Source organism: Eggerthella guodeyinii (assembly GCF_009834925.2).
GTDB lineage: Bacteria > Actinomycetota > Coriobacteriia > Coriobacteriales > Eggerthellaceae > Eggerthella > Eggerthella guodeyinii.
The window spans coordinates 2,291,371-2,316,918 of sequence record NZ_CP063310.1 but is presented as its reverse complement, the minus strand read 5'-3'; the positions used below and the strand labels follow the sequence as shown (position 1 = coordinate 2,316,918).

The window sequence follows — 25,548 nt, the reverse complement described above, 5'->3', positions numbered from 1 at the left end:
ATGCGCGTCGTGTTCATGGGCACGCCGGAGTTCGCGGCGACCATCCTCGACGACCTGGTGGAACAGCACGACGTGGTAGCCGTGTACACGCGCCCCGACGCGGTGCGCGGCCGCGGCAAGCGCCTCGAGCCCTCGCCGGTGAAGGCCGTGGCCGAGCGCCACGGCCTGCGCGTGCTGACGCCGCGCACGCTGCGCGACGAGGAGGCCCAGCGCGAGCTGGCCGCCTTCGAGCCCGACGTCGTCTGCGTGGCGGCCTACGGCGCCATCCTGCCGAAGGCCGTGCTCGACATCCCGCGCTTCGGCTGCCTCAACGTGCACGCCTCGCTGCTGCCGCGCTGGCGGGGCGCCGCTCCCATCGAGCGCGCCATCCTGGCGGGCGATGCCGAGGCGGGCGTGTGCATCATGCGCATGGAGGAGGGCCTCGACACGGGCGCGTACTGCGTGTGCCGCACGGCCGACGTCGGGGGCAAGAGCGCCGCCGAGCTCACCGACGAGCTGGCCGACCTGGGCTCGCACGCCCTGCTCACCGCCCTCGTGCACGTCGAGCGCGGCGCCGCCGAGTGGACGGAGCAGGACGAGGCCCTCGTGACCTACGCGTCGAAGATCGAGAAGCGCGAGCTGGACCTGTCGCCCGCCGACGGCGCCGCCGCGGCGGCGCGCAAGGTGCAGGCGTCGGGCCCGGCGCACCCCTCGCGCGCGACGGTCGCCGGGCGCGGCGTCACCGTGCTCGAGGCGCGCGCGCCCGAGGACGCGGCGGGCCGCGAGCTGGCGGCGGGGCTCGCCCCGGGGGCGGTGCGCTTCGCCGGCAAGCGCCTGTTCCTCGGCATGGCCGACGGCGCGCTCGAGGTGGGCGCGCTCAAGCCGGACGGCAAGCAGGCCATGGACGCGCGTTCGTTCGCCGCGGGCGTCCAGGGAATCAAAGACGGCGGCCTGACGTGGGAGGAAACGCATGCCTGATACACCTGAGAAGCGCGAGCCGAAAGGCTACGCGGGACCCAAGAACCCGCCGAAGAAACCGCGCTCCAAGGCGAGCCCCGCGCGCCTCGCCGCGCTCGACGTGGTGCGCGCCGTGCGCGAGCGCGACGCGTTCGCGCAGGACGTCATCGGCACGCGCATCGACCGCTCGGACCTCTCCTCGGAGGACCGCGCCTTCGCCACGAAGCTGGCGCTCGGCGTGGTCAGCGCCAGCGGCACGCTCGACGAGGTCATCGACCGCGCGCTCAACGCGCCCGACGACGTCAAGCCCGACGTACGCGACGCCCTGCGCGTGAGCACCTACGAGATCGTCTTCCTGGGCAAGACCCCGCACGCGGCCGTCGACCAGGGCGTCGAGCTCGTGCGCTCGTTCGCGGTGAGCGCGTCGGGCCTGGCGAACGCGGTGCTGCGCAAGATCGTGGCCCTGCGCGCGGCGTTCCCCTTCGGCGACCCGATGCGCGACCCCGAGGCGCTCGCGCGGCTGCACGCGTTCCCGCTGTGGCTGACGCGCAGGCTCATCGCCGACCTGGGGCCGCAGGCGGCCCTCGACTTCATGCGCGCCTCGAACGAGCAGGCGCCGCTGTTCATCGCCGTCAACGCCGCGAAGACGACCGACGAGGCCCTCGTGGCCGCGTTCGAGAAGCTCGACGAGGGACTCGACCCGGTGGCCGTCGACGACGTGCGCGTCCCCGGCTGCTACCGCGTGCTCGACACGCGCGCGCTGCTGCTGCCCGAGGTGAAGCGCCTGTTCGGACAGGGCAAGATCCTCGTGTCGGACGCCGCCTCGCAGCTCGTGGCCGCCTCGGTTCTGCCCGAGCGGAAGCCGGGATCGCTCTTGGAGGTGGGCGCCGGGCGCGCCACGAAGACCATCCTGCTGCAAAGCGACGCCGAGCGCGCCTACGGCTCGCAGCTGGAGCTCACGACGCTCGACAACCACGACTTCAAGACGCGGCTCCTCAAGGAGCGCGCCGACCGCTACAACGCGCAGGTGGCCGAGGCGCTCACGGGCGACGCGCTGGAACTGGACGCCGTGGTGGGGGAGCGGCTGTTCGACGAGATATTCATCGACGCGCCCTGCTCCGGCCTGGGCACGCTGCGGCGCCACCCCGAGATCCGCTGGCGCATCAGGCCGGCCGACATCGCGGAGTTCGCGCGCGTGCAGCTGGGCATGCTCCAGTCCGCCGCGCCCCACGTGGCCGTCGGGGGCACGCTGGCCTACGCCACGTGCACGGTGACGCGCGAGGAGAACAACGGCGTGGTGAAGGCGTTCCTCGAGAGCGCCGCCGGCGCGGGCTTCGAGCTCGCCCCCATCAACGGCCGCTCCTGCGTCGCCACGCGCCTGTACCCCGGATCGTCGGACGCGCACTTCGCCGTCCGGTTCCTTCGCACCGCCTGACGCGCGCCGCCCATCCTGTAGACCGAAAAGAAAAGGAGACCCCATGCTTTCCGAGCGCATGCTTTCGCGCCTGATCCATACCATGACCAAACGCGAGCTGACCCTGAAGCGGACCGACGAGACCATGATGCCGCCCGCGAACCCCGGGCAGAAGTACATGCTGTACATGCACGTGCCCTTCTGCGAGCGCCTCTGCCCCTACTGCAGCTTCAACCGCTACCCGTTCCGCGCCGAGGTGGCCGCGCCCTACTTCGCGAACATGCGCAAGGAAATGATGATGCTCAAGGATTTGGGCTACGACTTCGAGAGCATCTACGTGGGCGGCGGCACGCCCACCGTCATGATCGACGAGCTGTGCGAGACCCTCGATATGGCCCGCGACAACTTCGACATCAAGGAAGTGGCTTCCGAGACGAACCCGAACCACCTGACGCAGCCCTGGCTCGACAAGCTGCACGGCCGCGTGCAGCGCCTGTCCGTGGGCGTGCAGAGCTTCGACGACGACCTGCTCAAGCAGATGGACCGCTACGAGAAGTACGGCAGCGGCGACGAGATCCTCGAGCGCATCGCCGAGGCCGAGCCGTACTTCGACTCGCTCAACGTGGACATGATCTTCAACTTCCCCTCGCAGACCGAAGACGTGCTGCTGTCCGACCTCGAGAAGATCGCGCTGTCCGGCTGCCGCCAGACCACGTTCTCGCCGCTGTACGTGTCGTCGGCCACCACACGCAAGATGGTGTCGGTGCTGGGCAAGATGGACTACGAGCGCGAGTACCGCTACTACCAGATCATCGACGGGGTGCTGGCCGGCGGCGACGACCCGCTGTTCGACCGCACCACGCTGTGGACGTTCACGCGCGACGGCGAGGGCGAGAAGCCGGCCGACGCGCCGCAGATCGACGAGTACCAGGTGAACTACGACGAGTACCCGGCCATCGGCAGCGGCTCCATCACGCACCTGAACGGCTGCCTGTACGTCAACAACTTCAGCATCAAGGACTACAACGCGGCCATCGAGAGCGGGCGCATGTCCATCATGGGCAAGACGGTGATGAGCAAGACCGACCTCATGCGCTACCGGTTCCTGCTCGACCTGTACAAGCTGCGCCTCGACAAGCGCGCCTTCGCGCGCGATTTCGGCTGCACCATCGAGCGCGGCCTTCCCATGGAGATGGCGTTCATGCGCCTGAACGGGGCGTTCGCGACGGACAACGCCGACGAGCTGACGCTCACGCCCATCGGCCGCTACCTGACCGTGGTCATGTACCGCCAGTTCCTCAGCGGCATGAACAACCTGCGCGACCAGGCGCGCGCCGCGCTGACGGGCCCGGAGCGCGAGCTGCTGTTCGGCGAGGGCGTCCCCGCGTAGGGAGCCCGTGCACGCCGGCGTTGCGCGACCCGACGCCCGCAGTAGGCGGCCCGGTACCACCGGGCCGCTTTTTTGTTTCCAAATGATTTCGTCATCGTATGAACCGAAGCGGTTTGCTATACAATAGGTAGACTTTTATTCCGACGACATACAAGAAGGAGGTCAAGCGAGCATGGAGCCGAACATCGAAGAGGTGGCTGGACGCATTCGGGCGCTGCGCGAAGACCTCGACATCACCATGCAGGAGATGGCCGACGCGACGGGCCGTTCGGTGGCCGAGTACGCCGCGCAGGAATCGGGGCGGCAGGATTTGTCCTTCACGTTCCTGTACAAGTGCGCGCAGCGCTTGGGCGTGGACGTCATCGAGCTTCTGACCGGCGAGGACCCGCACCTTTCGGGCTACTCGCTCACGCGCGCCGCCGAGGGGCTGTCCATCAAGCGCCGCGCGGGCTTCGAGTACCTGCACAAGGCACCGCACTTCAAGAACAAGCTGGCCGAGCCCTTCCTGGTGACGGCGCCGTACCTGGAGGAGGAGCAGGGCGAGCCCATCCACCTGTCCTACCACAAGGGCCAGGAGCTCGACTTCATCATCTCGGGCCGCATGCGCTTCGCCTACGAGGACCACATCGAGGAGCTCGAGGCGGGCGACCTGCTCATGTACGATTCCAGCCGCGGCCACGGCATGATCGCCACCGGCGGCGAGCCGTGCACGTTCCTCGCGGTCGTCATGAAGCCGGAGACGGAGATTATCTAGGCGCAGCCGGCCGGGCGCGCGGCATCGCGCCGCGCGGAACCCCGGGCGCACGCGCCTCGCATCCGATGATCCCATCCGTCTCGCGGCGGATAGTTCCGCCGCATCACTTCCGCAGAAAGACACCATCATGAGAAACATCAACCTCCGCTACGTGAACGAAGCTTACGACGAGGACGGCGTGCTCACCTCGTTCGAGGTGAACTGCCCGGCCGACTTCAACTTCGGCTACGATGTGGTCGACGACATCGCCGTGAACGACCCCGACCGCCGCGCCATGGTGTGGTGCAACCCCGAAGGCGAGGAGCACGTGTTCACGTTCGCCGACATGAAGCGCTGGTCGGACAAGACGGCGAACTTCCTGGCCGAGCAGGGCATCGGCCGCGGCGACATGGTCATGGTCATCCTGCGCCGCCACTACCAGTTCTGGTTCGTGGCCCCGGCGCTGGCCAAGCTGGGTGCCGTCATGGTGCCCGCCACGTTCATGCTCAAGGAGCACGACCTGGAGTACCGCCTGAACGGCGCCTCCATCAAAGCCGTCATCGCCACGTCGCTCGGCGACATCGCCGACGTGGTGGACAACGTGGCCGGCGCGTGCCCCACGCTGGAATGCCGCATCCTCGTGAACGGCGCGGGCGGCGGGCTGTCGCCCGAGGACGAGCACGGCGCCATCGTGCTGCCCGAGGGCGAGCTCATCGGGCCCGCGCTGTCCGGCCCGGAGGGCGTGTGCGCGGCTCCGGCCGAGCGGGACGGCTGGCTCGACTTCAACGCGGGCGTGCGCGCCGCCTCCGAGGACTTCGCGCGCCGCGAGACGGCCGCCGCCGACCCCATGCTCATGTACTTCTCGTCCGGCACGTCGGGCAATCCCAAGATGGTGCTGCACGATTCCGAGTACGCCATCGCGCACCTCGTGACGGCGAAGCACTGGCACAACGTGGAGCCCGACGGCCTGCACTTCACCATCGCCGACACGGGATGGGGCAAGGCCGTGTGGGGCAAGTACTACGGCCAGTGGCTCATGGAGGCGTGCGTGTTCACGTACGACTACGACCGCTTCCACCCCTCCGACATCCTGTCGCTCATCGGGCGCTACGGCATCACCACGCTGTGCTGCCCGCCCACGATGTACCGCATGATGATGACCGAGAACATCGACGCCTACGACCTGAGCACGCTCGTGTACTCCACGACGGCGGGCGAGGCGCTCAACCCCGACCTGTTCGACTTCTGGAAGGAGCACACGGGGCTCACCATCTTCGAGGGCTTCGGGCAGACCGAGACGCCGCTCACCATCGCGAACCTCACGAACTCCGTGCCGCGCCCCGGCTCCATGGGCAAGCCGGTGCCACTGTACAACGTGGAGATCCAGCGCGACGACGGCACCCGCTGCACCACGGGCGAGACGGGCGAGGTGTGCATCGACATCCGCGAGAAGGCCGCCGGCATCATGCTGGAGTACTACCGCGACCCCGAGAAGACCGCGGCCGCCATGCACGACGGCTGGTACCACACCGGCGACACGGCCTGGTGCGACGAGGACGGCTACTTCTGGTACGTCGGCCGAAACGACGACGTCATCAAGTCGAGCGGCTACCGCATCGGCCCCTTCGAGATCGAGAGCGTGCTGCTCGAGCACGAGGCGGTGCGCGAGTGCGCCGTCACCGGCGTGCCCGACCCTACGCGCGGCAAGGCCGTGAAGGCCACCATCGTGCTGGCCGACGGCTTCGCGGGCTCTTCCGAGCTCACGCGCGAGCTGCAGACCTGGGTGAAGCACAAGACCGCGCCGTACAAGTACCCGCGCATCGTGGAGTACGTCGAGGCGCTGCCCAAGACCGTCAACGGCAAGATCCGCCGCGCGGCCATCCGCGAGGTGGACGAGGCGGCCTCGGCGCCGGAAGGGCTCGTGTGATGGCGGCCGACGACCCGGAGCGTTCCGCGCGCGGCCCGCTCGCCCTCGACGTGCCCGTGGCCGTGGTGTGCGGCCACTACGGGGTGGGCAAGACGAACCTGTCGCTCAACATCGCGCTCGACGCGGCCCAGGCGGGGCGCGCGGTCACGGTGATCGACCTCGACGTGGTGAACCCCTTCTTCCGCTCGAGCGACTACCGCGCGCTGCTCGACGAGCGCGGCATCCGCCTCGTCGCGCCCGTGTTCGCGGGCACGAACCTCGACGGGCCCAGCCTGTCGGGCACCATCGAGCCGGCCATCGACGGCGCGCAGCGCGCCTGGCGCGCGGGCGACGAGCGCCCGCTCGTCGTCATCGACGCGGGCGGCGACGACGTGGGCGCCACGGCGCTCGGGCGCTTCGCGCGCACGGTGGAGCAGGCTCCCTACGCCCTGCTGTACGTGGTGAACCGCAGCCGCAACCTCACGCAGGAACCGGCCGAGGCGGTCGAGGTGCTGCGCGAGATCGAGCGGAAATCGCACCTGAGGGCCACGTGCGTCGTGAACAACACGCACCTCCAGCACGACACCGACGCGACGGTGGTGGAGCAGGGCGTGCCTTTCGCGCGCGCCGTCGCGCAGGCGGCCGGGCTGCCCCTGGCGTGCACGACGGTGCCCGCCGCGCTGGCTCGGCAGGTCGCCGACCGGGAAACTACCCACCGCGCGCCGAATGGGGATCGGCAAACGTACTATCCTGTGCAAGTATATGTACGAACTCCCTGGGAATAGACGAGAGAGCTGCGTGCCGGACGGATTCCGTCCGGCCGTTCATGCATTCAGACGAGACGAGGAAGGCGAATCATGGCGAGAATCAGCGTAGACGACTCCTTCTGCAAGGGGTGCGGCCTGTGCGTCGACGCGTGCCCCGAGCGGATCATGGCGCTCGACCACGACAAGATCACCGCGAAGGGCTACCACCCCGCGTACTGCACCGACATGGATGCGTGCACGGGCTGCATGTCTTGCGCGACGATGTGCCCTGACGTTGCGATCACGGTAGAGAGGTAGACCATGGCAGAGAAAGTGCTCATGAAGGGTAACGAGGCTCTGGCGGAGAGCGCCCTGCGCGCCGGCTGCCGCTTCTTCTTCGGGTACCCCATCACGCCGCAGACCGAGCTCGCGGCCTACATGTCCAAGCGCATGCCGAAGGTGGGAGGCACCTTCCTGCAGGCCGAGAGCGAGATCGCGGCCATCAACATGGTGTACGGCGCCGCGGCCGCCGGCGCGCGCGTCATGACGTCGTCGTCGTCGCCAGGCATCTCGCTGAAGGGCGAGGGCATCTCCTACATGGCCGGCGCCGATCTGCCGGGCGTCATCATCAACGTGCAGCGCGGCGGCCCGGGCCTCGGCGGCATCCAGCCGTCCCAGGCCGACTACTGGCAGGCCACCCGCGCGCTCGGCCACGGCGACTTCCGCGTGGTCGTGTACGCGCCGTCCACCGTGCAGGAGATGGCCGACTACGTGTTCTCCGCGTTCGACGTGGCCGACCGGTACCGCACGCCCGTCATGATCCTGGCCGACGGCATGCTCGGCCAGATGATGGAGCCCGTGGTCATGCCCGAGCCCGTCGACGCGCTTCCCGACAAGCCCTGGGCCACCGTCGGCCACAAGCACGAGCGCGCCCACAACGTGGTGAACTCGCTGTACCTGACGGCCGAGGCCCTCGAGGACCTCAACGTGGAGCGCTACGAGCGCTACGCCGCCATCGAGCGCGACGAGCAGCGCGCCGAGTCGTTCATGACCGACGACGCCGACATCGTGGTGGTCGCGTTCGGCGCGAGCGCCCGCGTGGCGCGCAGCGCGGTGGTCGCGGCCCGCGAGCAGGGCATCAAGGCCGGCCTCATCCGGCCCATCACCCTGTGGCCGTTCCCCGTGGACGCCATCGAGGCCACGGTTCCCACCGCGAAGGCGTACCTGTCGGTGGAGATGAACATGGGCCAGATGGTGGACGACGTGCGCCTCGCGCTCGCCGGCCGCCGTCCGGTGGAGTTCTACGGCCGCACCGGCGGCGTCATCCCGACGCCCGTGGAGGTGCTGGCCAAGCTGGAATCCATGAACGAAGCGATCGCAACGTCCGCGAAAGGAGGGGAGTAGGCCATGGCCGAGAAGGAAATGAACGTCGTGTTCGAACGACCCCATGCTCTCTTGCCCGTCGTGACGAACTACTGCCCCGGGTGCTCCCACGGCATCGTCAACCGCCTCGTGGCCGAGTGCCTCGACGAGCTGGACGTGGAAGGCTCCACGGTGGGCGTGGCCCCCGTCGGCTGCACGGTCACGTCCTACGACTTCTACGGCTGCGACATGATCGAGGCCGCCCACGGCCGCGCCCCGGCGGTGGCCACCGCGGTCAAGCGCGTGCTGCCCGACGGCGTCGTGTTCGCCTACCAGGGCGACGGCGACCTCGCGTCCATCGGCATGGCCGAGACGGTGCACGCGGCCACGCGCGGCGAGAACATCACCATCATCTTCGTCAACAACGCCATCTACGGCATGACGGGCGGCCAGATGGCCCCCACGAGCCTGCCGAACCAGGTGACGCAGACGAGCCCCTACGGTCGCGACACCGAGACGGCCGGCTTCCCCATCCGCGTGTGCGAGCTTCTGAGCTCGCTCGACGGCGTGGCGTACCTCGAGCGCGTCACCGTCGACTGCCCGAAGAACGTGCGCAAGGCGAAGAAGGCCATCAAGAAGGCGTTCCAGACCCAGATCGACAAGCGCGGCTACTCGCTCGTCGAGATCGTGGGCACGTGCCCCACGAACTGGGGTATGACGCCGCAGGACGCGTTCGCGTGGATGAACGAAAACATGCTGCCGTACTACCCGCTGGGCGTGTACAAGGACGTGGTGGCAGAGGGTTATGCGAACGTGGCCGAAGCCGCCTCCGCGCGCAACGCCGACTGCCCCATCGCGAACCCTGCCCCGCAGGCGGAAGGAGGCGCGCGATGAGCCGCTCCGTCAATATGGTGCTGGCCGGCTTCGGCGGCCAGGGCGTGCTGTTCGCCGGCAAGCTGATCGCCTACGCCGGCCTGCTGGAGGACCGCGAGGTGTCGTGGCTGCCGTCCTACGGCCCCGAGATGCGCGGCGGCACCGCGAACTGCAGCGTGTGCCTGTCCGACGACCCCATCGGAAGCCCGCTCGTGCTGGCGCCCGACGTGCTCGTGGCCATGAACCAGCCGTCGCTCGACAAGTTCGAGCACAGCGTGGCGAAGGGCGGCGTCGTGGTGGCCGACTCCACGCTCATCCAGAGCATCCCCGAGATCGACGGCGTGCGCATGTGCGCCGTCCCCGCGACGGCCATGGCCGAGGAGGCGGGCTTCAAGAAGCTCGCGAACATCATCCTGGCCGGCAAGCTGTTCGCCGAGACGGGCTTCTGCGAGGAAGCCACGCTGTGGAAGGCCATCGAGAAGTGCGTGCCCGCCAAGAAGGCGGAGATGCTCGACATGAACAAGCGAGCGCTGCAACTGGGAATCGACGCGTAAGGAGCGACCATGGTAGCTGAACTGGCCGAGATCGGCCTGCGCATCAAGGGCCTGCGCGAGGCGTGCGACGTCTCGCGCGAGGACATGGCGGCCGAGCTCGAGGTGCCGCTGGAGACGTACGTGCGCTGGGAGGAGACCGGCGACGACGTGCCCATCTCGGCCATCTACCACATGGCCCACCACTTCGGCGTCGAGTTCACTGAGATACTCACCGGCACCGCGGCGAAGCTCGACACGTACCAGGTGGTGCGCTGGGGCGAGGGCCGCGAGGTGGACCGCTACCCGGGCTACCACTTCGAGGACCTCGCGTGGCGCTACACCGGCAAGATCATGCAGCCGCTGCTCGTGGTGCTCGACCCGTCCGACGAGCCGGCGAAGCTCGTCACGCACACGGGCCAGGAGTTCAACCTCGTCATCGAGGGCACCGTCGTGGTCACCTGGGCCGACAAGGAGTTCGAGCTCAACGCCGGCGACAGCATCTACTTCAACCCGGAGTACCCGCACGGCCAGCGCTGCAGCGGCGACATCCCTGCAAAATTCGTGACGATCATCGCAGAATAGGAAGCACCGCCCGTGAACCATATCCTGAAAAAATACTGCCCCCGCATCGAGTTCGACTCCTACGAGGACTTCTTCGAGAACTTCCGCATCGACGTGCCCGAGGCGTTCAACTTCGGCTTCGACGTCGTGGACGAATGGGCCCGCGTCGAGCCCGAGAAGCGCGCGCTCGTGTGGTGCGACGACCGCGACGAGGAGCGCACGTTCACGTTCACCGACCTGTCGAGGCTGTCGAACCGGGCGGCGAACGCGTTCGCCAAGCTGGGCATCGGCAAGGGCGACGTGGTCATGATGATCCTGCGCCGCCGCTGGGAGTACTGGGTGTGCGCCGTGGCGCTGTGCAAGCTGGGTGCCACCATCATCCCCGCGTCGCTGCAGCTGACGAAGAAGGACATCGTCTACCGCGCCGAGAGCGCGCGCGTGAAGGCCGTCGTCTGCGTCGACGACGACTACGTGTGCGGCCAGATGGAGGAGGCGCTGCCCGAATCGCCGTCCATCGAGAACCGCATCATCGTGGCGGGCGAGCGCCCGGGCTGGACGCCGTTCGACGAGCTGATCGAGGGCGAATCGGACGAGTTCGAGCGCCCGACGGGCGAGGCCGGCGTCACGAGCGCGGACACCATGCTCATCTACTTCACGTCCGGCACCACCGGCATGGCGAAGGCCGTGTGCCACAACTTCGCGCACCCGCTGGGCCACATCATCACGGCGAAGTACTGGCAGCAGGTGGAGGAGGACACGCTGCACATGAGCGTGACCGACAGCGGCTGGGCGAAGTTCGGCTGGGGCAAGATCTACGGCCAGTGGATCGCCGGCGCCACCATCTTCGCCTACGACATGGACAAGTTCGTGCCCACGAAGCTGCTGCAGAAGATCCAGGACTACCGGCTGACCACGTTCTGCGCGCCGCCCACGATGTACCGCTTCATGCTGCAGGAGGACGTGAGCGCCTACGACCTGTCGAGCGTGCACAACTTCGCCACGGCGGGCGAGCCGCTGAACGCCGAGGTCACCATCGCGTGGAAGCGTTTGACCGGCAAGAACATCCGCGAGGGCTTCGGGCAGACCGAGGGCCCCGTGCTGCTGGCCACGTTCCCGTGGGTCGATCCGCGCCCGGGCTCCATGGGCAAGCCGTCGCCGCTGCTGAACATCAAGCTGCTCGACGACGAGGGCGTGGAGGTGCCCGACGGCGAGGAGGGCGCCATCTGCGTCACGGGCCTCAAGGAGGCGTACCCGCCGGGCCTGTTCACGGGTTACTACCGCGAGCCGGAGCGCACGCGCGAGGCCGTGGGCGGGGAGTACTACAACCTGCACGACATGGCGTGGCGCGACTCGGACGGCTACTGCTTCTTCGTGGGCCGCAACGACGACGTCATCAAGTGCTCGGGCTACCGCATCGGCCCCTTCGAGGTGGAGAGCGCGCTCATCGAGCACGACGCCGTGGTGGAATGCGCCGTCACGGCCGCGCCCGACCCCATCCGCGGCAAGGTGGTGAAGGCCACCGTCGTGCTGGCGAAGGGCTGGGAGCCGACCGACGAGCTGGTGCGCGAGCTGCAGAACCACGTGAAGAAGACGACCGCGCCGTACAAGTACCCCCGCATCGTCGAGTTCGTGGACGAGCTGCCGAAGACCATCGGCGGCAAGATCAAGCGCAAGCTCATCCGCAACCAAGACGGCATCGAGGACTAGAGCCCCCGCCCCCGACGGGCTGCCCCCCCCACCACCTGTGGCGCGACGACGAGCCGCAGGTGGGGGGGAGAGACGCGAGACCGCGCCGATTCGGATGTCTCTCAGGTTCAACCGGGGAGCCTCCCGGATCGGCGCGGCCATACGTTTCCCCACCTGCTGTCCGTTGCCGCGCCCAAAGAACCGTAAGGAGCACGTATGAGATCGCCGGCCGAGATGCTTGCGCTGTTCGAGGAGATCGCCTCCTCCGACGAGCGGATACGCGTCGTGACGCTCGAGGGCAGCCGCGTCAACCCGAACGCGGCGGCGGATGCGTGGCAGGACTACGACGTGACCTTCCTCGTCACGGACGTGGCCGGCTTCACCCGATCCGACGAATGGCTCGAACGCTTCGGCGCCCTCGTGTTCATGCAGAAGCCCGAGGCGATGGAGCTGTTCCCGCCCGATTTCCCCGCAGGGTGGTTCTCCTACCTGATGCTGTTCTCGGACGGCGCGAAGATCGACCTCACCCTGGTTCCCTGCGAGGATCGGGACGCGTACTTCGCGCAAGACCCGCTCATCCGCGTGCTGCTCGACAAAGACGGCGTCTGCCCGGAAGCGCAGGAGCCCTCCGACGAGCGCTTCTGGGTGCGGGAACCGCCGTCGGGGCATGTCCGCGATTGCGCGAACGAATTCCACCTTTCCTGCACGTACGTGGCGCGCGGGCTGCTGCGCGACGAGCTGCTGTGCTCGAACTGGACGTTCGAGCGGATCGTGCGCGTCGAGCTGCTCCGCATGCTCGGGTACGTCGCCGGCGTGCGCGTCGGCTTCCCGCTGAACACGGGCAAGCATGACAAGCTGCTGCCCCGCTTCTTGAAGCCGGGCGAGCGCGAAGCCCTGCTCGGCACGTACCGGCTCGATACCGTCGAGGCGGCGTGGAAGGCCCTGCGCGCCGCGATGGACCTGTTCGAAGCGTCGATGTCCGAGGTCTGCGCGGCCCTCTCGTACGACTGCCCGAACGACCGCCCGACGATCGACGCCTACCTGGAAACCCTCAAGGGCCTGCGATAGCTCCCGCGCCCGCCGCGCCGCGGGATGCCGGCCGGGGTCGTGCTATCATGGCCCCATGGACTCCCGTGAGCCGACATACCGCGACTACGCCTTCTGGGCGCGCCAGCCGCTCGAGGACATCGCGCGCGACTGCGACGTGCAGGCGTTCCGCGCGAGCGGGCCGGGCGGGCAGTGCGTGAACACCACCGACTCGGCGGTGCGCATGACGCACGTGCCCAGCGGCATGACGGCGACGTCCCGCGAGTCGCGCAGCCAGTTCCGCAACCGCCAGCTGTGCGTGCAGAAGCTGCGCGAGCAGTTCGCGCGCAAGGCCGTGCCGCCGAAGGTGCGGCGCGCTACGAAGGCGACCCGCGCCTCCAAGGAGCGCCGCCTCGCCGAGAAGCGCCACCGCTCCCAGACGAAGGCGCAGCGCGGCCGCGTCGACGAGTAGCGCGGCCGGTCGGCCGGCGCGTTCCCTCCGTGGTTGGGCGTCCTCCCGCACGGCCGGGTCGTCGCAGCGGCGATTCGTGGCAGAAAATGCGAGATATTCGTCATCGAGCATCGCCGCATACGGCGATCCGCTCAAGGCGGTTTCGAAGCACCCTCTTTGAACAGGCGAAACGAAAAGGTGCCCGATGCCCCTTCGCCATCCTGGCCGAAACGGCGGCGCAGGATGACGAATTTCTCGCATTTTCTGCCAAAATCCTCGATTCCTTCGGCGTGCGCCGCCGTCGTGGGCGCGGGCTGGTCGAGCGCTCGCCGGAGCGCCCCGCGCCGGCGGGGTAACGCTTGCGTATCCCTCCTTCTACGAACGTTCTACGGTTCGGTGACCGCGCACCGCGCGGGCGTATCGTTATCGCGTTATGACGGTTTGCGACGCCTGCGGGCGGCGTATAAGTGATAAGGAGCACGCATGGCGGATTTGCAAAGCCCGAAGGACCGGATCACCCTGCGAAACGGCTACGGCATTCCCTGCCTGGGGTTCGGCACGTGGAAGATGCCCGACGGGGAAGTGGGGATCGAGGCCGTCCACCAGGCGCTTCATGACGGGTATCGCCACATCGACACGGCTGCTGCCTACGACAACGAGGGCACGGTGGGCAAGGCGCTCGCCGCGGGCGGCGTGTCGCGCGAGGACCTGTTCGTCACCACGAAGGTATGGAACACCGATCGCGGCTACGATGCCGCGCTCAAGGCGTTCGAGGAGTCGCGCAAGAAGCTGCACCTCGATTATGTCGACCTCTACCTCATCCACTGGCCCGACGCGAAGGGCGCCGAGGCGCAGTGGCAGCGCACGAACCAGGAGACCTGGCGCGCGCTCGAGACGCTCTACCTCGACGGGAAGGTGCGCGCCATCGGCGTGAGCAACTTCAAGCCCCATCATCTCGAGCCGCTCATGGACGCGGCCGACATCCTGCCGATGGTCGACCAGATCGAGCTGCACCCCGGCTGCAACCAGGAGGTCACGCGCGAGTTCTGCAACCGCCACGACATCGTGGTGGAGGCGTGGTCGCCGCTCGGCTCGGGCCGCGTGCTGGAGAACCAGCTGCTCATCGACATCGCGGCCAGCTACGGCTGCACGGTGGCGCAGCTGTGCCTGCGCTGGTGCCTCCAGCGCCGCGCCATCCCGCTGCCGAAGTCCACGGACCCGGCGCGCATCGCCGAGAACGCGCGCATCTTCTGGTTCAACATCACCGACGAGGACCTGCAGCGCATCGACGAGCTCGACCCGCTCGGCCAAAGCGGCCTCGACCCCGACACCGTCGACTTCTAAGCGTCGACGCCCGTTTCCTCCCGTTCATGCAAAGGGCCCGCCAAGCGGGCCCTTTTCCGTGCGCGCCGTCTGCAAGTTCTTAGCTGGCAGCTAATGTTTTTGATCGGGGCTTTCCTTAGCATGGTCACTGCTAATGAAGGAGGGCCGCGCAGGCCCGCAATGGAAGGATGCATATGAGCGAGTACCAGCAATACCGGCCGAACGACGAGTATCGGCCAGCCGCTCGGTTTCAAGAGACGGCACCTCTTTCGGCGATGGCGGTGACGGCTTTGGTCCTCGGCATCATCGCGCTGCTCACGTCGTTCCTGCCTATCATCAACAACGTATCGTTCCTCTTGGCTCTGCTGGGCGCCGTTTTCGGCGTAGTCGGCGTGGTCGCCACGGTGCGCGGCACGCGGAGGGGGAAGCCCCTCGCCGTGTCGGCCCTCGTGCTCAACATCGTCGCCTTCGCGGTGGTCCTTGCCACGCAAGCGATGTTCAGCGCGGCCATCGACGAGGCGACGTCGGGCCCGAGCGCCGTCGGCGCGTCCGCCGAGCAGCCTTCGTCGGAGCCGCAGTCCTCGGAGCCCCAAGCCGACTACAGCAACCTGGCGGTCGGAACGACGGCCGAATTGGACAACGGGCTGTCGGTCTGCGTGCAGTCGGTCGAGACCGGGCTGTCGAACTACGACGGGTCGGCGATCACCGGCGTGACGGTTTCGTATGCGAACAACGGGAGCAGCGAAGCGTCGTTCAACCTGTTCGACTGGAAGGCGCAGGATTCCCAGGGAGCCCAGAGGAACACCGCGTACTATTCCGAAGCGACCGACGATCTGAGCTCGGGGTCGCTTGCCCCGGGAGGCACGGTTACGGGCAACCTGTATTTCGAGGGGGATGTGAGCAAGGTCCTGTACTATTCGAGCCTGTTCTACGACAGCTCGGTTGCATGGACCGTAGCGTAACGTGGTACGCGCTCTGATGCCCGGTTCGCCCGATCAAGCGCGAACCGGGCGGCGGGTGCCCGAAGACGCGGTGCGCGGAACCGGGTCGTTTGGAATACAATGATGAACGCGTTAAACAGGAAGAAGCCGAGAAGAAGGAAGCGTCGCGTGAAAGAACCCCTTACCGACGAGCTGCTCGACGAGCTGCTGAGCGCTCCCGATCCTCATTCGTTCGCGAAGGAGCATCACATCGGCACGCGAACCTTGCCCGATTACCTGCAGCAGCTGCTCGACGAGCACGATCTCGTGCGAGCCGACGTCATACGCGAGGCGGGGTTGAACGAGACGTTCGGGTACCAGATATTCATGGGGCAGCGCGGGGCGTCGCGCAACAAGGTGCTGCAGCTCGCGTTCGCCCTGGGGTGCACGCTGCGGGAGGCGAACCGGCTTTTGCAGGCGGCGGGCGCCAACGAGCTGTACTGCAAGAACCGGCGCGACGCCATCATCATCTTCTGCCTCGATCACGGCTACGGCCTCCAGAAAACCGACGAGGAGCTGTACCGGTTCAACGAAGACACGATCTGCTGATGCCGCTGCAAGCGAATCGGCTTCGCGCGGCAGCGCGCGCAACCTCTTCTGGTACCATGGACTCCACTATGCCAGACGAACTTGCCGAACAGCTCGATGCCCTTGCGCGCGACGATTGCTATCGCGTCGATGCTGTGTTGAAGGAGGGCGCGTTCGAGACGACCCAACGGGTGTTCTTCGTGGGCGCGAACGGCGCCGAGCAGGGCCCGTACGTGCGCAAGTACCTCGACGGCGACGCGGGGCTGGGCGCGGCGTACGAGCGCATCTGGAAGGCGCAGCGCGCCGGCAGCCGCTTCCTGCACCTGCCGCGCATCGTGGACTGCTACGCGGCGGGCGAGCAGCGCGCCGTGGTCATGGAGCACGTGCAGGGCGAGACGCTGGCCGACGTGGTGTACCGCTGCGACCCGTCGATGGCGCTCGCGTGCGACGTGTTCCCGAAGCTGTGCGAGGCCGTGAGCGAGCTGCACGACGGGTTCGACCCGCCCCTCATCCATCGCGACCTCAAGCCGTCGAACATCATGCTGACGAGCAGCAACCTCACCATCATCGACTTCGGCATCTCGCGCACGTTCGACGACGGCGCCGACGAGGACACGCGGCACTTCGGCACGCGCGCCTACGCGCCTCCCGAGCAGTTCGGCTACGGGCAGACCGACGTGCGCAGCGACGTGTACGCGCTGGGGATGCTGCTGTACTTCTGCCTGACGGAGAAGACCCCCGACGCCAAGGCCCGCAAGGACGGCTTTCGCGACGCCCGCATACCCGAAGAGCTGCGCCAGGTCATCGCGCGGGCGACCGCGTTCGACCCCCTGCAGCGCTATGAGAGCGTGACCGAGCTGCGCCGCGCGTTCGGCGCGGCGACGGGCGCCGCGGGGCTTGCGGCGGGGTCGGGGAGCGCGGCCGCGGCCGAGCCCCCGCGGTTCCAAGCGCCGACCCGGCCGGCCGCCGCGCGTCCTTCCGAGCACCCGGCGCCCTCCGCGACTCCCGCGATCCCCGCAAGCCCGCGCGAGCCCCTGCGCATCGGCCCGAAGCTCGGCGTCGCGTGGGACGTGGTGCTCCTCGCCGTGTTCGCGCTCTTCGTGGCCGTGGCCACGTCGATGGTGTTCGATCCGAAGCCGACCGACCAGGCTGCGACGGCGCCGCTTATCGTCCGCGCATGCGAGTACTATCCCGTCGCCCTGCTCATGATCGGCCCCGTGCTCTACTTCGTGAGCGACCGCCGCCCGCTCAGGCGCCTGGTCCCGCGGCTTGCGAACGTCTCCTGGAAGCGCGAGCTGCTCGTGTGCTCGATCGCGTTCGTCGTGGGGGTGCTCATGGTGGGCATCGCGGGCCAGTTCGTCCCCTCTCCTCCGGGTTTTTAGCGAAAACGCCTGGTCGACGGGCTGGCAACGCGTTGGCAAGGGCGGCGCGGCCCCGCGCGCGACGCCGCGGTTCTCCCGTAGGGTGTATCGGGTACGCCTCGACGCTTGCGCGTCGGGCGCTTCGGAGCGACCCTCGATAAGGAGCATCAGCATGGTCGATAACGCTCAAGGCGGCGCGAAGCGCGCCCCGTCCGATGCGAGCGCCGACGGGAAATCGGGCGAGCAGCCGGGCACCCAGAAGCTCAAGCGCGTGCTCACCGTGCCGGACATGATCGTGTACGGGCTCATCTTCATGGTGCCGATCGCCCCGATGGGCATCTACGGCGGCGTGTTCGGCGACTCGGGCGGCATGCCCGCGCTCGTGTACCTCGTGGGCACGCTGGCCATGGTGTTCACGGCGCTGTCCTACGCCATGCTCATCCGCGAGTGGCCCGTGGCGGGGTCGGTGTACGCCTACACCTCGCGCGGCCTCGGCAAGGGCATCGGCTTCGTGACGGGCTGGACGCTCTTGCTCGACTACCTGCTGATCCCCGTGCTCATGTACGTGGTGGCCTCGACGGCGTTGGCGGGCCTCGTGCCCGAGGTGCCCGCCTGGGCGTTCGCCGTGGTGTTCGTGGTGGCGAACACGTTCGTGAACGTGCGCGGCATCGGCCTCACCGACATCGTGAACCGCGTCGCGCTCGTGCTGGAGATCCTCGTGCTGCTCGTCTTCGTCGTGCTCGGCGTCCGCTGGCTGCTCACCGACCCCGCGTCGCACGGCTTCTCGCTCGACCCGTTCTTCAACCCGTCCACGTTCGACCCGAACCTCGTCATGAGCGCCGTGTCGCTGGGCGTGCTGTCGTTTTTGGGCTTCGACGGCATCGCGACGCTGTCGGAGGAGGCGAAGGACGGCCGACGCGGCCCGGGCCGCGCCATGATGGCGTCGCTGGCCATCGTGGGCAGCCTGTTCGTGCTGCAAACCTACATCGCCGGCTGCATCAGCCCCGACGGCGCCGTGTTCGCGGGCGACTCGGGCAACGCCTTCTACCTCGTGGCGCAGCTCGTGGGCGGGCGGTGGCTGTACGTCGTGTGCGCCGTGGCCACGGCGCTGGCCTGGGGCATCTTCACGGCGCTGGCCGCGCAGACGGCCGTGTCGCGCATACTGTTCGCCATGGGCCGCGCGGGCGGGCTGCCCAAGCCGCTGGCGAGGATCCACCCGAAGTACCATACGCCCTACGTCGCGTCGCTGTTCGTGGGCACGCTCACGCTCGTGCTCGTGCTGACGTTCGGGCGGCTGGGCACCGACACCATCTCGCTGTTCGTGAACTTCGGCGCGCTCACGGCGTTCCTCATGCTGCACGTCACCGTCATCGGGTACTTCTTCGTCAAGAAGCGCGACGGGCGCTGGGTGGCGCACCTGCTGTCGCCGCTGTGCGGCATCGCGGTGATCGGGTACACGTGGTGGAGCCTCGACGTGCCGGCGAAGGTGCTCGGCCTCATCTGGATGGCCGCGGGTATTGCGTACTACCTCGTTCTACACTATGGTTTGAAGCGCGACGTGAAGCTGGACGGCTAGGCCGTTTGCCGTGCATCGCGGGGGCGACCCCATGCTCAACTGCGAAAACGGCGCTCTGTGCGTCGTAACCGGTTCTGGACAACACCACCCTCTTCGTCAGAAAATAGATCAACATGGTCAAAAACGGAAGAGAATACGAGGAGGTTCCGGTTTGAGGATAGCGATCTGCGATGACGACGGAGCGCTGCGAAGCGATCTGCGCAGCGCGCTGGACCGGTCGCTGGCCGGGCGAAACGTTCGGGCCCGGTACCAGGAGTATACCGCCGGCGAGCACCTGGTGGCCGATGCGGCGGGAGACGGGCCCTTCGATCTGGTGTTCCTCGACGTCTACCTCGAGGGCGAGGACGGCGTGTCGGCGGCCCGCGCGCTGCGCGCCGTGGACGCGGCGGTGCCCATCGTGTTCCTCACGGTATCGCGCGAGCACGCGGTGGAGAGCTACGAGGTGCGCGCCACCGACTACCTGATGAAGCCCCTCGACCCGGCCGACCTCGAGCGCGTCCTCGATCGGGTTCTGCCCGCCCACAAGCCGCGCCTGGCGTTCCGGGTGGGCGCGTCGCGCCGCTACTTCGCGTTCGGCGACATCGTGTACCTCGAGAGCCGCGACCACGCGGTGCTGCTGCACACCGCCGACGGCTCCTGCCACCGCGGCCTGGCGAAGCTCGACGACGTGCAGCAGGACCTGAACGACCCCCGCTTCCTGCGCTGCCATCGCAGCTGCCTGGTGAACATGGATTACATCGCCGACGTGCGCGACGACTTCGTCCTGCGCGACGGGACGTGCGTGCCGGTGCGCGTGAAGGAGCGCCGCAAGATGCACGAGGCCTACCATCGGTACTTCGTCGACGCCCTGTGCGAAGGGCGCCGCGACGCGTAGGGAACAGGGGATTTCGGCGCAGGTCGCGTTACGGTAGCGTTGCGGCTGCCGCGCGCCGGCTCTGCGGATCGTATGATGTGCGCACGACGTCATCGTCAACGACCGAAGAAAGGACGCGACCATGAACCATCCGGTGAACGAGGAGGGCCGCACGCCGGACGCGGGCCCCGAGCAGCGTCCCGAGCAGCGTCCCGAGCAGCGCCTGCCGCTGCCGCTCAAGCTGTTCGGCGCGCTGTGCATCCTCGGCGGGCTCACGTCGCTCGGCGATCTCGTGCCCGTGATCGTCTCGTTCGTGCAGGGGATCGCCGGCGGGGGCTACCGCACGGCGTCCGTGGTCATCTTCGCCGCCCTCATGGCGGTGCTCGCGGCGTCGGCCGTGCTGTTCGCGGTGCTGGGCGTGCGGCTGCTGCGCAACCGCCGCGCGCACGCGGCGCAGGCCGCCAACACCCTCGTGGCGCTCACCGTGCTGGCCGTCATCGGCACGCTGATGCTGTTCGGCCTGTCGGCGCACCATATCGGCTACCTCGTCCAGATCGTCATCCTCATCGCGGTGACCAGCTACCTCGACCCGCAGCTGCGCGAGGAGCGCAAGCTGCAGCGCATGCTCAAGAAGATGGACAAGGAGCAGCGCGCGGAGGAGCGGAGGCTGGCGCGCGAGCGCACGCCCAAAAAAGGGTTCATCACGCTGAACTTCTTCAACCTGTTCTGGATATTCACGGTGTGCTGCGTGCTGGGGCTCGTCATCGAGACGGTCTACCACTTCATCGTGTTCGGCGGCTACCAGGACCGCGCCGGCATGCTGTTCGGGCCGTTCTCGCCCATCTACGGGTTCGGCGCGCTGCTCATGACCATCGCCCTCAACCGCTTCCACGACAAGCCCGTGTGGGCGGTCTTCCTCGTGAGCGCCGTCATCGGCGGGGCGTTCGAGTACTTCACGAGCTGGATCATGGAGTTCGCGTTCGGCATCCGCGCGTGGGACTACTCGGGCACGTTTTTGTCCATCGACGGGCGCACGAACTTCGCGTTCATGGTGATGTGGGGCGTGCTGGGCGTGGCGTGGATCAAGCTGCTGCTGCCGCAGCTGCTGAAGCTCATCAACCTCATCCCGTGGAACTGGCGCTACACGGTGACGGCCGTGTGCACGGTGCTCATGCTGGTGGACGGCGTGATGTCCGTCCAGTCCATCGACTGCTGGTACCAGCGCATGGCGGGCAAGACGCCCGACACGCCCATCGAGGAGTTCTACGCGAAGCACTTCGACAACGCCTACATGGAGCACCGCTTCCAGACCATGACGATGAACCCCGAGGACGCCACCCGCACCGACGTGCGCTAGGCGCGCACGTCCGTCAACGCTTGCGTGCCGGATGGGCGGCGGCGGGCGCGGGGCGTCGCGGGGACGGGTCCCGGCGGTGTACAATGGCCGAAACGATAGGCGCGCCCGCGCTTCCGGGCGCGCCCGGTCAACGCCGTGGAAGGGAGCCTTCATGGGAATCGTCGCCGCGTACGCCGTGCCGCATCCGCCGCTCATCGTGCCCGAGGTGGGCCGCGGGCAGGAGCGCGCCATCCAGGACACCATCGACGCCTACCGCGAGGTGGCGCGCCGCATCGCCGCGCACGCGCCCGACACCATCGTGGTGGTCTCGCCGCACGCGCCGCTGTTCCGCGACTGCTTCCACGTGTCCACCGGCGAGGCGGGCCACGGCGACATGGGGCGGTTCGGGGCGTGGGACGCGTCCGTCACCGTGCCCTACGACGGCGCGATGGGAGCCGCCATCGCCGCCTGCGCGCGCAAGCACACCGTGCCGCTGTGCGGCAGCGGCATGCGCGACGGCGAGCTCGACCACGCCACCTTCGTGCCGCTCCATTTCGTGAACGAGGCGTACGCCGGCTACCGGCTCGTGCGCGTCGGTCTGGCGGGCCTGTCGCCCGAGACGCACCTCGCCCTGGGGCGCTGCATCGCCGAGGCGGCCGCCGACCTGGGCCGTCGCTGCGTGCTGATTGCCAGCGGCGATTTGTCCCACAAGCTCACGCCCGAGGGGCCGTACGGCTACGCGCCGCAGGGCCCGGTGTTCGACCGCACGGTGACGGCGCTGTTCGACGCGGGCGACCTGGACGGGCTGCTCGACATCGACGAGGAGTTCGCCGACGAGGCCGCCGAGTGCGGCCTGCGCTCGTTCTGGATCATGGCTGGCGCGCTGGAGGGCCTCCCGATCTCGCATGAGCTGCTCAGCTACGAGGGGCCGTTCGGCGTGGGCTACGCCGTGGCGGCGTTCGAGGTGCAGGGCGCATCCGGCGACGGCGCGGTGCGGACGGGCATCGACGAGCGCGAGGACGCGGTGGACGCCGAGAACGGCGCGGCCGACGAGGCGGCCGTCGACCCGTACGTGGCGCTGGCCCGTGCGAGCGTCGAGGGCTTCGTGCGCATGGGAAGCCCCATCGCGCTGCCGGACGGCCTGCCGCCCGAGCTGGCCGACGAGCGCGCCGGCGTGTTCGTGTCGCTGCACGAGCACGGCGACCTGCGCGGCTGCATCGGCACCATCGCGCCGGTCACCGGCAGCGTGGCGGCCGAGATCGTGCGCAACGGCGTGGCGGCGGCCTCCGAGGACCCGCGGTTCCCTCCCGTGCGCCCCGACGAGCTGGACGCGCTGTCGTACTCGGTGGACGTGCTGCTCACCCCCATGCCCATCGACTCGATCGACGAGCTCGACCCCGCGCGCTACGGCGTGATCGTGACGAAGGGGTGGAAGCGCGGCCTGCTGCTGCCGAACCTCGAGGGCGTGGACTCGGCGCAGCAGCAGGTGGACATCGCGAAGCGCAAGGCCGGCATCGACCCGTTCGACGACGACGTGGAGCTCGAGCGGTTCGAGGTGGTGCGCCACGTGCGCGGGGGAGAGGCCCGTCGTGGCTGACGGGCGCGCCGTCTGCGGCGTGTGCCCCCACGCCTGCGCGCTCGCCGAGGGCCGGCGCGGCATCTGCCGGGCGCGCGCTGCGCGCGGCGGGCGGGTGGTGGACGAGAACTACGGCCGCGTCACCTCGATCGCGCTCGACCCGGTGGAGAAGAAGCCGCTCGCGCGGTTCCTCCCGGGATCGACGGTGCTGTCGCTGGGGAGCTACGGCTGCAACCTGCGCTGCCCGTTCTGCCAGAACGCGGACATCGCCTGCGCGGGGCCGGACGACGCGGCGTGGCGCGAGCTCGCCCCCGAGGACGCCGTGAGGCTGGCGGCGGGCGCACGCGGCGAGGGGTGCGTCGGCATCGCCTACACGTACAACGAGCCGCTCGTGGGCTACGAGTACGTGCGCGACGTCGGGCGGCTCGCGCACGAGGCGGGGCTTGCGAACGTGCTGGTGAGCAACGGCATGGTGAACGAGGGGCCGCTGGCCGAGCTCCTCGGCGTCGTGGACGCGGCCAACATCGACCTCAAGGGGTTCACGCAGGGGTTCTACGACCTGGCGGGTGGCGACCTGGCCGCCGTCAAGCGCACCATCGAGACGCTGGCGGCCGACCCGGCGTGCCATCTCGAGGTGACGACCCTCGTGATCCCCGGCCTCAACGACGACCCCGGCGAGATCGACGCGGCGGCGGCCTGGCTGGCTTCGCTCGACCCGCGCATCCCGTACCACCTCACGCGGTTCTTCCCCTGCCATCGCATGCTCGACCGGCCCCCGACGCCCGTGCCCGCGCTCCGCGCGCTCGCCGACGTGGCGCGCCGCCACCTGGACGACGTGCTCGTGGGGAATTGCTGAATGCTGCGCAACATTTCGGAACGTGCGGGCGCAACGCCGACAAATACGGTACTATATCGATGGTGCCTTCGGCACCTTCTTATTGGAGATGGATGGGTCCTGGTGGGCCCCACGGCCTTCAAAGCCGCTGTGAGGCGTGCAGAACGTCTCGGGTGTGTTCGATTCGCACACATCTCCGCCAGAAAAGCAAAGCGCCCCGCGGGGCGCTTTTTTTCGTTCTCGAGCGAGGGGCCCGCGTCCGAAGCGTCCGGGACGCCGCCTCGGCGCCGGAGCCGCGCTACGGCAGCAGCGGGGGCGGCAGGATCTCCTTGAGCCGGTTGCGGTTGCGGATCAAGGAGAGGAACGTCTGCTCGTCCGAGGTGAGGAAGCCCCGCTTGTGCGTGAGGATGTTGAGCGGGCGCTGCAGCTGGCAGCCTTCCAGCCGAAGCATGGACAGCTGCTTTTGCCGGCATTCGCGCTGCACGGTGAGCGCCGAGATGATGGTGACGCCAAGGCCCGACATCACGCTCTGCTTGATGGCGCGCGTGCTGTTCAGCTCCATGGTGATGTTGAGCTCCGAGGCGTCAACCCCGCCTTCCTGCAGCGCGTTCTCCATCACCTTGCGCGTGCCCGAACCTTGCTCGCGGATGATGAAGCGCTCGTCTTTGAGCTCGTTGAGCGACACGCTCAGAAGCTTGCTCCAGGGATGGTCGATGCCCACGACGATGACCAGCTCGTCGTGCCAGAAGTTCTCGATGATGAGGTCGGGGTTCGTGGGCACGGGCCCTTCGATGAGGGCGAGGTGCAGCTGCTTGTCGAGCACCTCCTCGGCCATGTTGGCGGTGTTCGCCACCTTCACGTTGAGGTTGATCTGGGGATGCTCGTGATACATCGCGTCGGCTATGAAGGGCACCACGTACTCCCCGATGGTGAGCGTGGCCCCCACGTGCACGTTGCGGTGCTGCTTCGCCTCGTGCTCGAGCATGACCTCCTGCGCTTCGCGCATGGCCTGAATCACCTGGCTGATGTACTGGTAGAAGATCTCGCCGCACTCGGTGAGCAGCACGCCGCGGTTGGTGCGCTCGAGGAGCGTGACGTTGTACTCCTGCTCGAGATTCTGGATTTGGATGCTTACGCTCGGTTGGCTGATATGCAGGTGTTTGGCTGCCTGAGTGACGTTGCCGGTATCGGCTACCTCTTTGAACACGACGAATTGCCCCAAAGAACTCAAGACGGCTCACCTCCTCCTGTGTTCCGGCAGGACGATATGAGCAAAACATCGGAAAACTTCCTATGCCGCATATCGCATGTGCGCATCCGGACCGTGCCGAACTAAAGGCTTTCCCCGCACGACGGCCCCCTACGCCTTAACGAACGAACGTGAAAAGCAATTATCCGAAGCGGCGATGATCGCTTTCCACCTTGTTCAGCTGTATACTAAAGTACTCTACTAAGATTATTCTGTAAAATATGCATTTACAATCGCGATATAAAGAATTTCTATCATGCGGTGATCGAAAACATCGCGTTTATCCCGTTGAGCACGCCTGTTCGTGCACAAAA

23 protein-coding genes, 1 tRNA gene and 1 pseudogene are annotated in these 25,548 nt (G+C 67.9%); 24 read left to right on the top strand and 1 reads right to left on the bottom strand.

The window, feature by feature from the left end; genetic code table 11:
• The 24 genes and pseudogenes from fmt (at position 1) to GS424_RS09645 (ending at position 24,187) form a co-directional block, all read left to right on the top strand.
• Entirely contained in the window at positions 1-957 is a 957-nt protein-coding gene (gene fmt / locus GS424_RS09760; RefSeq protein WP_160942384.1) for a methionyl-tRNA formyltransferase, read from the top strand.
• Positions 950-2,371 (top strand): transcription antitermination factor NusB, encoded by a 1,422-nt coding sequence (locus GS424_RS09755; protein WP_160942385.1) that lies wholly within the window; start codon positions 950-952, stop codon positions 2,369-2,371. The genes fmt and GS424_RS09755 overlap by 8 nt, the downstream gene beginning before the upstream one ends.
• 43 nt (positions 2,372-2,414) lie before the next feature.
• Positions 2,415-3,740 (top strand): coproporphyrinogen III oxidase family protein, encoded by a 1,326-nt coding sequence (locus GS424_RS09750; RefSeq protein WP_160942386.1) that lies wholly within the window; start codon positions 2,415-2,417, stop codon positions 3,738-3,740.
• A gap of 172 nt (positions 3,741-3,912) precedes the next feature.
• Positions 3,913-4,494: a helix-turn-helix domain-containing protein gene (locus GS424_RS09745; protein ID WP_160942387.1), complete on the top strand. Its 582-nt coding sequence runs from the start codon at positions 3,913-3,915 to the stop codon at positions 4,492-4,494.
• Between the two features lie 127 nt (positions 4,495-4,621).
• Entirely contained in the window at positions 4,622-6,400 is a 1,779-nt protein-coding gene (locus GS424_RS09740) for an AMP-binding protein (RefSeq protein WP_160942388.1), read from the top strand.
• Entirely contained in the window at positions 6,400-7,164 is a 765-nt protein-coding gene (locus GS424_RS09735) for a nucleotide-binding protein (protein WP_160942389.1), read from the top strand. The genes GS424_RS09740 and GS424_RS09735 overlap by 1 nt, the downstream gene beginning before the upstream one ends.
• A 72-nt stretch (positions 7,165-7,236) precedes the next feature.
• A complete protein-coding gene (locus GS424_RS09730; RefSeq protein ID WP_160942390.1) occupies positions 7,237-7,443 on the top strand; it encodes a 4Fe-4S binding protein in 207 nt (68 codons plus the stop codon).
• 3 nt (positions 7,444-7,446) lie between these two features.
• Complete coding sequence (locus GS424_RS09725) at positions 7,447-8,529, top strand: 3-methyl-2-oxobutanoate dehydrogenase subunit VorB (RefSeq protein WP_160942391.1); 1,083 nt, start codon at positions 7,447-7,449, stop codon at positions 8,527-8,529.
• 3 nt (positions 8,530-8,532) lie between these two features.
• Positions 8,533-9,381: a thiamine pyrophosphate-dependent enzyme gene (locus GS424_RS09720; RefSeq protein ID WP_160942392.1), complete on the top strand. Its 849-nt coding sequence runs from the start codon at positions 8,533-8,535 to the stop codon at positions 9,379-9,381.
• Positions 9,378-9,914: a 2-oxoacid:ferredoxin oxidoreductase subunit gamma family protein gene (locus GS424_RS09715; protein ID WP_154332082.1), complete on the top strand. Its 537-nt coding sequence runs from the start codon at positions 9,378-9,380 to the stop codon at positions 9,912-9,914. Before GS424_RS09720 ends, GS424_RS09715 begins: the two co-directional genes overlap by 4 nt.
• A 9-nt stretch (positions 9,915-9,923) precedes the next feature.
• On the top strand, positions 9,924-10,475 hold the full coding sequence (locus GS424_RS09710; RefSeq protein WP_154332081.1) for a helix-turn-helix domain-containing protein: 552 nt from the start codon (positions 9,924-9,926) through the stop codon (positions 10,473-10,475).
• 12 nt (positions 10,476-10,487) lie between these two features.
• Positions 10,488-12,161: an AMP-binding protein gene (locus tag GS424_RS09705; protein WP_160942393.1), complete on the top strand. Its 1,674-nt coding sequence runs from the start codon at positions 10,488-10,490 to the stop codon at positions 12,159-12,161.
• A 195-nt stretch (positions 12,162-12,356) separates the two neighbouring features.
• Positions 12,357-13,208: an aminoglycoside 6-adenylyltransferase gene (locus tag GS424_RS09700; protein WP_160942394.1), complete on the top strand. Its 852-nt coding sequence runs from the start codon at positions 12,357-12,359 to the stop codon at positions 13,206-13,208.
• A gap of 145 nt (positions 13,209-13,353) precedes the next feature.
• A pseudogene (locus GS424_RS09695) lies at positions 13,354-13,638 on the top strand (peptide chain release factor-like protein); the annotation flags it as partial.
• Between the two features lie 462 nt (positions 13,639-14,100).
• Entirely contained in the window at positions 14,101-14,961 is an 861-nt protein-coding gene (locus GS424_RS09690; protein WP_154332078.1) for an aldo/keto reductase, read from the top strand.
• 173 nt (positions 14,962-15,134) lie between these two features.
• On the top strand, positions 15,135-15,902 hold the full coding sequence (locus GS424_RS09685; RefSeq protein ID WP_160942396.1) for a DUF4352 domain-containing protein: 768 nt from the start codon (positions 15,135-15,137) through the stop codon (positions 15,900-15,902).
• A gap of 147 nt (positions 15,903-16,049) precedes the next feature.
• Positions 16,050-16,469: an XRE family transcriptional regulator gene (locus GS424_RS09680; RefSeq protein ID WP_160942397.1), complete on the top strand. Its 420-nt coding sequence runs from the start codon at positions 16,050-16,052 to the stop codon at positions 16,467-16,469.
• A 68-nt stretch (positions 16,470-16,537) separates the two neighbouring features.
• Positions 16,538-17,830 carry a serine/threonine protein kinase gene (locus GS424_RS09675; protein WP_160942398.1) on the top strand — a complete coding sequence of 431 codons (1,293 nt, stop codon included), beginning with the start codon at positions 16,538-16,540 and terminating at the stop codon, positions 17,828-17,830.
• 151 nt (positions 17,831-17,981) lie between these two features.
• Positions 17,982-19,385, top strand: coding sequence for an APC family permease (locus GS424_RS09670; RefSeq protein WP_160942399.1), 1,404 nt, complete (start codon positions 17,982-17,984; stop codon positions 19,383-19,385).
• A gap of 151 nt (positions 19,386-19,536) precedes the next feature.
• Positions 19,537-20,259, top strand: coding sequence for a LytR/AlgR family response regulator transcription factor (locus GS424_RS09665; protein ID WP_160942400.1), 723 nt, complete (start codon positions 19,537-19,539; stop codon positions 20,257-20,259).
• 121 nt (positions 20,260-20,380) lie between these two features.
• Entirely contained in the window at positions 20,381-21,595 is a 1,215-nt protein-coding gene (locus GS424_RS09660) for a putative ABC transporter permease (protein ID WP_160942401.1), read from the top strand.
• A gap of 151 nt (positions 21,596-21,746) precedes the next feature.
• Positions 21,747-23,171 (top strand): AmmeMemoRadiSam system protein A, encoded by a 1,425-nt coding sequence (gene amrA / locus GS424_RS09655; protein ID WP_160942402.1) that lies wholly within the window; start codon positions 21,747-21,749, stop codon positions 23,169-23,171.
• Positions 23,164-24,006: an AmmeMemoRadiSam system radical SAM enzyme gene (gene amrS / locus GS424_RS09650; protein WP_160942403.1), complete on the top strand. Its 843-nt coding sequence runs from the start codon at positions 23,164-23,166 to the stop codon at positions 24,004-24,006. The genes amrA and amrS overlap by 8 nt, the downstream gene beginning before the upstream one ends.
• An 84-nt stretch (positions 24,007-24,090) precedes the next feature.
• Positions 24,091-24,187, top strand: a tRNA-Sec gene (locus GS424_RS09645).
• 96 nt (positions 24,188-24,283) lie between these two features.
• On the opposite strand, the gene GS424_RS09640 is transcribed toward GS424_RS09645, so the two are convergent.
• Positions 24,284-25,216, bottom strand: a complete 933-nt coding sequence (locus GS424_RS09640; protein ID WP_160942404.1) for a LysR family transcriptional regulator — start codon at positions 25,214-25,216, stop codon at positions 24,284-24,286.
• Between the last annotated feature and the right edge of the window lie 332 nt (positions 25,217-25,548).